We start from the raw sequence: 9,297 nt of genomic DNA, 5'->3' as shown, positions 1-9,297 counted from the left end.
TCCTTATTCCATCGGCAATAAAAGGACGGCTTGCCGAAAATTCAGCTCAACTGCGTCAGGGTATTTTTGAGGAAGATGTATTAGCCTTAAAAGGCTGTCAACCCGAAGGCAGGGTATTGGAAGCTGCAGACAATGTAGCCGTAAAATTATGGGATAAAATTGAAAAACAATAAGTATTTATAATTATGAATTTAAATGAATTGGCCAGATATGAAATTGTTCATTTTCATGAACAGATTGAAAAATGGTTTAGGGGAGAGATGAGCCCGGAAGAAAAAGAAGAAATGCTGGCTTTGAAGAAGTTTCATTTAAATTTCAGGATGATCAGTCCGACGGGAGCATATAAGGGCCGAGCTGATTTGGGAGACTGGTTACCTTCTGTATATGCTGCGAAACCGGGAATTGTATTGGAAGTTAAAGATATTAAGCTGCGTTTTGAACAGGAGGGAGCAATATTGATGGAGTATGTAGAAACCCAAACTGGTGGAGGGGCAGATAATAAGCGGATTTCGACGGCTTTATTTGTTCTTAGTGAAGAAGGGCGTTTAGAATGGCTGGATTTACATGAAACATTTTTGCCTTTGTCGTGATTGCCATTGCTTTTGTCATAATTCAACCCTGCGTATTTCAGTGTGATACGGTAAATTTACTATATGAGGAAAGTAATTGCAGCAATTAACATGACGCTTGATGGGTTCTGCGACCATACGGCAGGGATTCCAGATGAAGAAATACATCAACATTATACGGATCTGTTGAATGAGGGAGATGTAATTCTATATGGTAGAATAACCTATCAACTTATGGAATATTGGCAACCTATGGTGAAAGGTCCTTCGGGTGAAAAAACAATGGACGACTTTGCTGTGGCGATAGATAAAATTCAAAAAATAGTTTTTTCCCACACGCTGAAAAATATAGGATGGGATAGTGCAAAGCTGGCCAACCGGGGCCTTGAAGAAGAGGTTTTAGAGCTTAAGCAACAACCAGGCAGGCCTATTTTTGTTGGCAGCCGGAGTTTGATTGTACAGCTCATTAAACTTAATTTGATTGATGAATTCCAACTTTGTATTTACCCTGTTGTTGAGGGAAGCGGTTTGCCGTTGTTTGAAAATATAAAAAAGAGAACTATCCTTAAACTGATAAAAACCAAGGTTTTTAGTGGTGGTGCAGTAATGCTTTACTATGAGCCAATAAATGGAAAATCCGATTTTGCCGGATGATTTCTTTTGCGATTCCCGTTTTTTCCAATTGTTTGAGCGCTTTAACCAGCATACCGTGTTGATGCCGGGGATTGATCTTTCCAGTACCTTGAACCTCATTTTACCGGCCATGAGTGTATTGATGATCGTCGTAGTCCATTTGCCCGTCATCAAATCCATTGCTTCCAGAAAGGGACAGGTCTCCATTTTATTTTGCTGCATCGAAAATTTAAAATGCTGTAAATCAGTGAAATTTTACCTTTTGTTACTCTTGTACAAAGAGATAACTACTTGCAAATCTAAAGTTAGCAACAGATATTTACAATTTAACCACAAGCAAAATTGATTATGACCATCGAGGAAATTACTGCGTATATCTTATCTAATTTTAAAAATGTAAACGTTACCGAAGCAAATGGTGATCTTTTCTTTATGTATGACCAGGAGAAGATGATGCCTTTTGCAACTATCGTTACCAGTGACAACGAGTTTGACAGTGCATCTCAGTTGAACAGGGAGGGGTTCTTTCGATTGAATATTGGTATTGACAAGGCTTCATTCTCCACAACTTTTGATGGTGTTGCGTTAAAGAAAGGTATTGGCGCGTATGTAGACTCTGGAATAGATTTCACGACTGAGAACGTCGTGATGCCTCATCCCATTTACGGAGCAATGTATTGGTTGTGTATCGTGAACCCGGGTAAGGATAATCTGCTAATGTTAAAAAAACATCTTGATATAGCTTATGGCCTGACTGTTAAAAGGATGAAATAGTTTATTTCCTGGGTGGTGGCTAACGTAAACATAAATTTACGTTCAATCGCCTTTTTTAAGTAGTTAATTTTTATAGTTTTGGAAACTAATGTACTGGAACATGAAAATTCTTTAGAACTACTCAAGGACTCGGCGTTCTATACCTTGAATGGGAAAGAGTATGTATCCAGCCAAATTGAAAAGGGCACAACTCTTACAACACAATCAAATATGAAAATTACTTCGGGTCTATCCTTAATGTCTGGAGCCTAAATCTTTATTGCTTGAATCACCACTGATCATATGTGTCAGTTCATTACAATAATTGATTTTACCATTTATAAAATGAAATTCACCAATAATCCTGATTTCCAGGTTTTCGCCATTCTTCATCTTTATGGTTGCTATATGATTTGAAAAAAGGATATTCCGTTCTTCAATGAGTGTTTGAAACTCAAAAGTCATTGATGCAACAACTTCTTTCTGAACCATGATGTGTTTACAAAACTGTTCGTAGATAAGAATTTTGCCATCCACTTCCTGGCGATATTCAGGTGTGAAATAGTGGGAGATTACAGATTCATTGTAAACCTGATTTGCGAACATGTCCTGGAATAGTTCTTTGAAGATTGCTTTGTTATTTTTCATTGGAATGTAGTTTGTTTTTTAATGCAAAATAACAGTGTTTGTCAATTAGGAAACAGGTCTGATTAGGGGAAAAACATGTACTATTTATGGTGATTATTTCTAAACGCAGCTGGTCTTGTTCCTGTGAGTTTTAAAAATAGCCGGTTAAAATATGCGGGGTCGTTATATCCTAAATCATAGGCAATTTCTTTTGTGCTATATTTTGTAAATGCCAGGAGCCGTTTTCCTTCAAGTACAATCTCCTTTTGTATCCAGGTACTCACTGTGCTCCCGGTAGCGGATTTAATGCACTCATTTAAATATGATGTGGATAAATTTAACTGACTTGCATACCAGGACGGTGATTTTTCCTGACGATAGTGTTTCCTTAGCAGGCTTTTAAATTGCGTAACAATAACGGAGTTTCTGTCTGCAGCGTGAGCATCCATATGAAGTGAGGTACCAGTACAAAGTATCCCGGCAAAAGCGGAAACCAAATGGCTCATCACCGTGAAGCTTTTATGCGTTTTAATACGGTGTTGCTGATAAATGACCGATAGAATACTTTCCAATTGTGAGATTATATCGGGGTCGATCGGTATTGGACTTCCTGCATTGCCTTCCAGTAATATTGACCGGAAACGCTCATCGATCAGGTCACTGTTTACCGCCAGTAACCAACCTTTTGGTGTGTTTACCGACAATAATTGGTGCACACTTCCGGGTAAAATGTAGCAAATACTGCTTTGATGCAATATACTTTTGAAAAAGTCAATTTCCAGGACGCTCTCTCCGGAAATCTGTAAGAGAAAGATTAAATAATCGTCCCGATGTAGGGTGTTCAGAGATAGCTGACTAACTTGGTTTTCCAGATTACGGATATATAAACCTGAAAAGGTTTGGCTTTCGAGATTCAAAATTGGTAGGTCAGTTGCCTTTTTACTCATATTATAAATTTAGATGATAAAAAAACAATCTCAATCATTCCCTCTTTTTTAGCCGGCTTAATGATTCTTGTGTTATACCTAAAAATGATGCAACATGCTTATTAGATAGTCGTAAAATGACTTGTGGCATTCGCTCTAGCAAATTTTCATATCTTCCTTTGGCCGTCATGTTGATCATTGTTTCAATTCTCCAGGTGGCAAAGATCTGCGCCTGTTCTAAAGATTGCCTATAAAGCAAAGTAAAAACAGGATCGGTATCCACAAGTTTATAAAAGTCAACTTGGCTTATTCTTAATAAAACGGAGTCTTCTAACGCTTGAACATATTCTGATGATGGTGCTTGTGTAATGAAACTTGCAAAAGCACTTACAAATTTATTTTCAAAAGCAATGTAGCGTGTTTTTTCTTCGCCTTTTTCATTGATAAAATATGTCCTTAAGCACCCACAACTGATAAAATAAGCGTATTGGCAAACCTCGCCAGAAGTAAGAAGGAGACTGTTCTTTTTGACATTTATACGCTTGAATTTGGAGGACAGCAAGGTTTCTTCTGTCGGAAAAGTATCCTCACCTTCTAAAAATCGCGCTAAGAAATCTGCACTATTTCGCATGGCTCTTATTTAAATTACCGTCACGCGAATAAAGGCGTAACGCTAAGCCACAAATTTATCAAAATTTCTGCGTTTATATTACCATAAATATCCCTGTTTCGTACGATTAACAGTGGCAATTGACGTTTGTTTTAAACTATAGTATACGATCAAAATTGTCCGACATCACATGCTAGCTGTTAATTGAATTTGTAAGCGCTAAGGAAAATGATGATCAGAAAAATGCCCAACTGTAAAAGATAATAAGTTCGTAGTCTGTCCTTTAAATTTAATGCCTGTGACGATAGGTCAGACGCGTTACCGCTGATCATATTGCTAAGTTTTGTTTCAAGTTCGCGTCCGTTAAATATATTATTGGCGATCAGTAAAAGAACGAGTACAAATTTGATTCGGAACCATAATTGTTGTGCCAATACTCCATGGGTTAAAGCGATCATACCAATACCTGTGCAAACGAGCAATGCCGCTCCGATACCTATCAGTCTTGGCAATCTGGCAGTAATGGAGAGTACGCCAGTGGCCTTTTCGTTTTGATGTTCAAAAAGTTTCCAGAATGTCTGGTAATTAACAAAATTGATCAGTGTTGTACCTGCCATGAGGACAAGTCCTATTAAATGCAGCATCAGAAAGGTGAGAAAAATTGACATATTGAATAATTTAAAGATGATAAAATTGATTTTACATAATAATGCTTCAAAGAATGAAAATTGGACAAGCGTAAGAAAATTTTTTAGCTGTTATCCAACAGCCAAATGGCCAGTGCGGATAGCTGCGGCATACAGTCAAGCACAGGGCGTGAAATGATTTTACCATGTTGATATTGGTTAATAATTGCGTTCGCTAGCTTTTTTGTCACTATTAAAAATATCCCGGTATATTTTCAAGCTTCCATTCGTTTTTTTTCAAAGCTTAATATATTTTCCGCTATCGATCACATTCCCGGTCGTCCCAAATACCTGCCAGCTTCCTTCCTCTATAATATAATTACTTTCTTTACCATATACATTTTGCGTAAAAAATTTAACACCGCTGACCTGATTGGATGCATAAGTATCCGTAAAGTCTTTGATCAGTGCTTGTTTTCCGCGAACAACCGAGGCATTTGGTGGAAGCAGGTTGCCGTCATCGGTATAAAGTTCAACGATTTTTATGCTTCTTTTTTTGAACAGATCGAAATAAAGGGCATTATCTTTTTCGATTTCTTTTCGAATTGCATTGATATTCTGTGCCTTGCATTCAAATGCTGCGGATAAAGACAGCAGTCCTCCGATGAGCATGATGAAGTTTTTTTCCATGTTGTTTTTTTACCTCAATAATGCTAGGAGCCTTATAAATTGGACAGGTTTGATTGAATTTATTTTTTAAGTACAAAATTTTATCAACACTAATGTCCAATTTTTCTGTTCTCGAGCATTATTAGGATAACGTTAAACTTTAAATAAAAGTCGAATGAAACCAAGAATCAATGTTGCCGAAAAAGGGATGCCTGCAATAATGAAATCGATGTATGGAATGGGTGCTTACCTAGCCACGTCTCCTGTTAAGAAATCGTTGTTGGAACTAGTTTATTACCGCGTATCACAGATAAATGGCTGTGCCTATTGCCTGGATATGCATACCAAAGACCTGCGCGAACTGGGCGAAACTGAACAAAGGTTTTATGTTTTACCTGCATGGCGTGAAGCCCCGTTTTACACTGACGGTGAACGTGCAGCCTTAGCCTGGGCTGAAGCTCTAACGAAACTGAATGGTGCGGTATCAGACGAAATATACGAAGCCGCACTCAGGCAATTCAGCGAACAGGAGTTAATTGACCTTACTTTAGCTGTTATTGCCATCAATGGCTTCAATCGTGTAAATCTTGCTTTCCCAAATATTGAAGCTGTAGGTACTTATAAACCCGGGGTTCATGCGGTTAAATAATTATGAAAATTTAGCAGGATAAAACCTAATTTTAAATAAAACGCAGAAAAATGAAAGAATTTGCATTGCTATTCAGGCAACCAGGGTTTGACTACAGCAAATTTGTCAGCTGATGAATTGGCTGCATTAAGCCAGAAATGGGCTGACTGGGCAGGCGCGATATCTGCCGAAGGACGGTTAGTTGATAAAGGTATTAGGCTTGATATGTCCGGCAGGGTGCTTAAAACCGGCGGAATTGTGACCGATGGCCCCTTTGTTGAGGTTAGGGAAATATTGGGAAGTTTTGTGGTGATCAGAGCGGCTAGCCTTGATGATGCCACGACAGTGGCACATGGTTGCCCTATACTTAAGCGCGGCGGCAGCGTAGAGATCAGACCAGTATTTAATTAATAAATTTTTATATACCATCCTTCCCGGAATCAGGGAAGGGTCGTTATTACTTATGGAGCAGGTAAAGGGCGATCTAAAAAACTTATTTCAGCAGGAATTCACCAAGATGGTAGCTGTTATCAGCAACAGCTTTGGCTTGGAGCATATTGAAATGGCGGAAGACCTGGTAAGTGAAACCTTTTTGCAGGCCGCTGAAACCTGGGGTATTAAGGGGATACCCGCAAACCCGGCAGCTTGGCTATATGCCGTGGCTAAACAGAAAACGCTTTATTATTTAAGGCGAAATAAACGATTGGGAATTAAATCGGTAGAAATCATCCCTGAACTGCAGGAGCCCACTCTGGAATTTATTGAACTGGACTTTTCTACGCAAAATATAAAAGATAGTCAGTTAGCCATGATCTTTGCCATTTGCACATCAGCGATCGCCAGTGAAGCACAAGTGGGCCTGGCCCTGCGCATCTTATGCGGATTTAGCATTGATGAAATCGCCGAGGCTTTTTTCACTAATAAGGAAACGATCAATAAAAGACTTTACCGTGCAAAAGAAAAACTGAGATCCGAAAACGTAACACTGGTATTGCCATCAGAAACGGAAATCTCTAACAGGCTTGATAATGTGCTGCATATTATTTATCTGCTTTTCAGCGAAGGCTATTATTCTCGAACACAAAACAAGATCCTACGAAAGGAATTGTGCCGGGAAGGGCTGCAATTGGGACTATTGCTGACCAATTATGAGAAAACTAATCTCCCCAAAACAAATGCGCTGGTCGCGTTGATGTGTTTTCATGCTTCGCGCTTCAACGCACGGCAAACGGAAAATGGTTATTTTATACCCTATGCGCAGCAGAATGAAAAACTTTGGGATGTGGAACTTTTTAACCAAGGGGTTCATTATCTGGATTATGCTGCACAGGGCAATGAAATGAGTTCTTATCATATCGAGGCACAGATAGCTTATTGGCATTGCTTAAAAGTGGATACCAAAGAAAAATGGGAAGCCATTTTAAAACTCTATACCCAGTTGTTGCTTGTCAATTATTCACCAGCAGTTGCTCTTAATCGGATTTTTGCGCTATATAAAGTGGAGGGTTGGGAACTCGCATTAATTGAAGCCGAAAAGCTGAACCCGGGAAACAACCATTTTTATTTCAGCCTGTTGGGTGAACTTTATCAAAATAGTGACCTGGAAAAAGCACGAGAAAGTTTTCTGCGTTCTTACGCATTAGCGAAAACTCAAACGGAAAGGACGGCTATTCAGGAAAAAATCAGAAAACTTCCTCCTGTTGTAAAACAATAAAGGAGTAAGATATTGGCGTCTACTTCATCTTCATGAAATGGAAAATTTTTTCAGGGTTTCCAGCTTGCCGGTTTGGCTTAACTATTTTGCGATGCTACGTGAGGTACTTGGCTTGTTGGGATAATTATTTCAATAATGCTAAAATAAGCTCCCGTGCCTGTTTCCCTTCTGGAGTGGGCATCGCCGCATAATTATGTGGCTGGTCCCTTTTTAAATGGAAATCGATGGGTACGCCTGCCGCCCGTGCCTTTACGGCCAGATCAATGCTCGCGGGATAGTGAAGATCAAGCGTACCGGAAAATACTGTCATTGGTGGCAGTCCGCCGATATCTCCATTTAACGGACTAACATATGGGTGGGTGACATCTAGCTCACCGGCATACAAGCGCCCAACTTCAATAACACCTGGTATCGCCTGAATGGGATCGCGATCGGCAATTTCCTGTTGTTCCGGCCGATTGATCGAAGCATCTATTCCGGGAGAGATGAGCACAAGCCTTTGCGGTTGGTTATGCCCATTGTCCCGTAACCATTGCGTCGCGGCCAGTCCTAGTCCGGCACCGGCGGAATTTCCGATCACCGTAACTTTTGCTGAACCGGCATCCGCCAGTATCTTCCGCAGTAGTTCTCCCATTGCGGGAACGACATCCTTTGCAGTAGCATGGGGAGCCAAAGGATATATGGGAACGATGCAACGGACACGGGCATTACGATTCAAATAATCGATAAAGCGCCAATGCGCACGAACGATCTCGTTAATATAGCCACCACCATGCAAAAAAACCACATGGTCTCCGCTCTCTGGATTTTCAGAAAGTGCCGTATAATACACCGGCCATCCTGCCACATTCTTCAAAGACACCGCAATATCAGACCCAAGTCCGGCAGGGCCGTAAGGTGCCGGTCGCAATATTAATTTGCGTACCTGTTGCTGAACGGCTGCAGCTGACGCCAATCGCTTTTTAATGGGAAGGAGACGTAGCAGGCCAACGATAAGCCGACTCTTCAAGCTTGGTTGATCTTCATTTGAGAGCAAGCCTTGTTCGGTTAATTTTTCGTATATGGTATAATTATTATTGTTTTTCATCTTAGTATTTTGTTAGATTTTATATCCAGGCTTTTTAAATTCAGTTAAACAGTTAATCGCTGAGATATCCTGTGCAAAGCTATCTGTAAAGAATAACCGAAACATTGACAAATGATAAAAACGAATGGTTTATGGATTAAAGGTTGGTGTATTACTCAACCAAAAGTGTGAACAGTAATTTATGAATGGAATTGCGGGATACCAAGTGCTGATTTCAAAGAAAAATTCTTTCATTTGCTGATAAAATTTAAAATGATGGCTTTTGCTTTAATCGCATACCCCATACTATCTGCAGACGATAATCATTTGGTTGAGACTTGTCGTGAAAAGCATGATAAATTATTTTCGGTTATCAAACCGCATTTTACATTAGTCTTCCCTATTGATGGGGTTACTGCGAAAGAATTTACTGATGCCGTTGCATCCCACTTATCTAATGTAAAAGAGATCAATTT

13 protein-coding genes and 1 pseudogene are annotated in these 9,297 nt (G+C 39.6%); 7 read left to right on the top strand and 7 right to left on the bottom strand.

The features are described 5' to 3' along the window. Positions 1-185 precede the first annotated feature (185 nt). Together DBR11_RS14610 and DBR11_RS14605 are read left to right on the top strand one after the other, a co-directional pair. On the top strand, positions 186-590 hold the full coding sequence (locus DBR11_RS14610) for a hypothetical protein (RefSeq protein ID WP_108553397.1): 405 nt from the start codon (positions 186-188) through the stop codon (positions 588-590). Between the two features lie 63 nt (positions 591-653). Then, the gene (locus tag DBR11_RS14605) at positions 654-1,223 is read left to right on the top strand and encodes a dihydrofolate reductase family protein (protein ID WP_108553396.1); all 570 of its coding nucleotides are present in this window, start codon (positions 654-656) and stop codon (positions 1,221-1,223) included. A gap of 66 nt (positions 1,224-1,289) precedes the next feature. Here the strand turns inward: DBR11_RS14605 and DBR11_RS30635 are convergent. Then, positions 1,290-1,373, bottom strand: a pseudogene (locus DBR11_RS30635) (winged helix-turn-helix transcriptional regulator); the annotation flags it as partial. A 177-nt stretch (positions 1,374-1,550) separates the two neighbouring features. Between DBR11_RS30635 and DBR11_RS14595 the strand changes: the two are divergent. Beyond that, positions 1,551-1,976, top strand: coding sequence for a DUF6194 family protein (locus DBR11_RS14595; protein ID WP_108553395.1), 426 nt, complete (start codon positions 1,551-1,553; stop codon positions 1,974-1,976). A gap of 234 nt (positions 1,977-2,210) precedes the next feature. Here the strand turns inward: DBR11_RS14595 and DBR11_RS14590 are convergent, their stop codons facing one another. The 5 genes from DBR11_RS14590 to DBR11_RS14565 all read right to left on the bottom strand — a co-directional run bounded on the left by DBR11_RS14590 (position 2,211) and on the right by DBR11_RS14565 (position 5,434). After that, complete coding sequence (locus DBR11_RS14590) at positions 2,211-2,603, bottom strand: nuclear transport factor 2 family protein (protein WP_108553394.1); 393 nt, start codon at positions 2,601-2,603, stop codon at positions 2,211-2,213. A gap of 80 nt (positions 2,604-2,683) precedes the next feature. Further along, the gene (locus DBR11_RS14585) at positions 2,684-3,529 is read right to left on the bottom strand and encodes an AraC family transcriptional regulator (RefSeq protein WP_108553393.1); all 846 of its coding nucleotides are present in this window, start codon (positions 3,527-3,529) and stop codon (positions 2,684-2,686) included. 34 nt (positions 3,530-3,563) lie between these two features. Next, complete coding sequence (locus tag DBR11_RS14580; RefSeq protein ID WP_108553392.1) at positions 3,564-4,139, bottom strand: Crp/Fnr family transcriptional regulator; 576 nt, start codon at positions 4,137-4,139, stop codon at positions 3,564-3,566. A 179-nt stretch (positions 4,140-4,318) separates the two neighbouring features. Then, on the bottom strand, positions 4,319-4,786 hold the full coding sequence (locus tag DBR11_RS14575; protein ID WP_146186543.1) for a hypothetical protein: 468 nt from the start codon (positions 4,784-4,786) through the stop codon (positions 4,319-4,321). Between the two features lie 255 nt (positions 4,787-5,041). Further along, positions 5,042-5,434: a hypothetical protein gene (locus tag DBR11_RS14565; RefSeq protein ID WP_108553389.1), complete on the bottom strand. Its 393-nt coding sequence runs from the start codon at positions 5,432-5,434 to the stop codon at positions 5,042-5,044. Positions 5,435-5,588: 154 nt separating this feature from the next. Between DBR11_RS14565 and DBR11_RS14560 the strand changes: the two genes are divergently transcribed. The 3 genes from DBR11_RS14560 to DBR11_RS14550 are packed head-to-tail and all read left to right on the top strand — an operon-like array spanning position 5,589 to position 7,755. Further along, a complete protein-coding gene (locus tag DBR11_RS14560; protein ID WP_108553388.1) occupies positions 5,589-6,062 on the top strand; it encodes a carboxymuconolactone decarboxylase family protein in 474 nt (157 codons plus the stop codon). Positions 6,063-6,122: 60 nt separating this feature from the next. Next, positions 6,123-6,452, top strand: a complete 330-nt coding sequence (locus DBR11_RS14555; RefSeq protein ID WP_233260763.1) for a YciI family protein — start codon at positions 6,123-6,125, stop codon at positions 6,450-6,452. A 52-nt stretch (positions 6,453-6,504) separates the two neighbouring features. Then, complete coding sequence (locus tag DBR11_RS14550) at positions 6,505-7,755, top strand: RNA polymerase sigma factor (RefSeq protein WP_108553387.1); 1,251 nt, start codon at positions 6,505-6,507, stop codon at positions 7,753-7,755. 124 nt (positions 7,756-7,879) lie between these two features. Here DBR11_RS14550 and DBR11_RS14545 read toward each other — a convergent pair whose 3' ends face one another. After that, entirely contained in the window at positions 7,880-8,842 is a 963-nt protein-coding gene (locus DBR11_RS14545; protein ID WP_108553386.1) for an alpha/beta fold hydrolase, read from the bottom strand. A 252-nt stretch (positions 8,843-9,094) separates the two neighbouring features. Between DBR11_RS14545 and DBR11_RS30170 the strand changes: the two genes are divergently transcribed. Further along, a partial coding sequence (locus DBR11_RS30170) for a hypothetical protein (protein WP_233260762.1) occupies positions 9,095-9,297 on the top strand: 203 nt, incomplete at its 3' end.

This window comes from Pedobacter sp. HMWF019 (genome assembly GCF_003061025.1).
In the GTDB taxonomy this organism is placed as follows: Bacteria; Bacteroidota; Bacteroidia; order Sphingobacteriales; family Sphingobacteriaceae; genus Pedobacter.
Note: the sequence above shows the minus strand (reverse complement) of the source record. Positions and strands in the feature narration are given on the sequence as shown.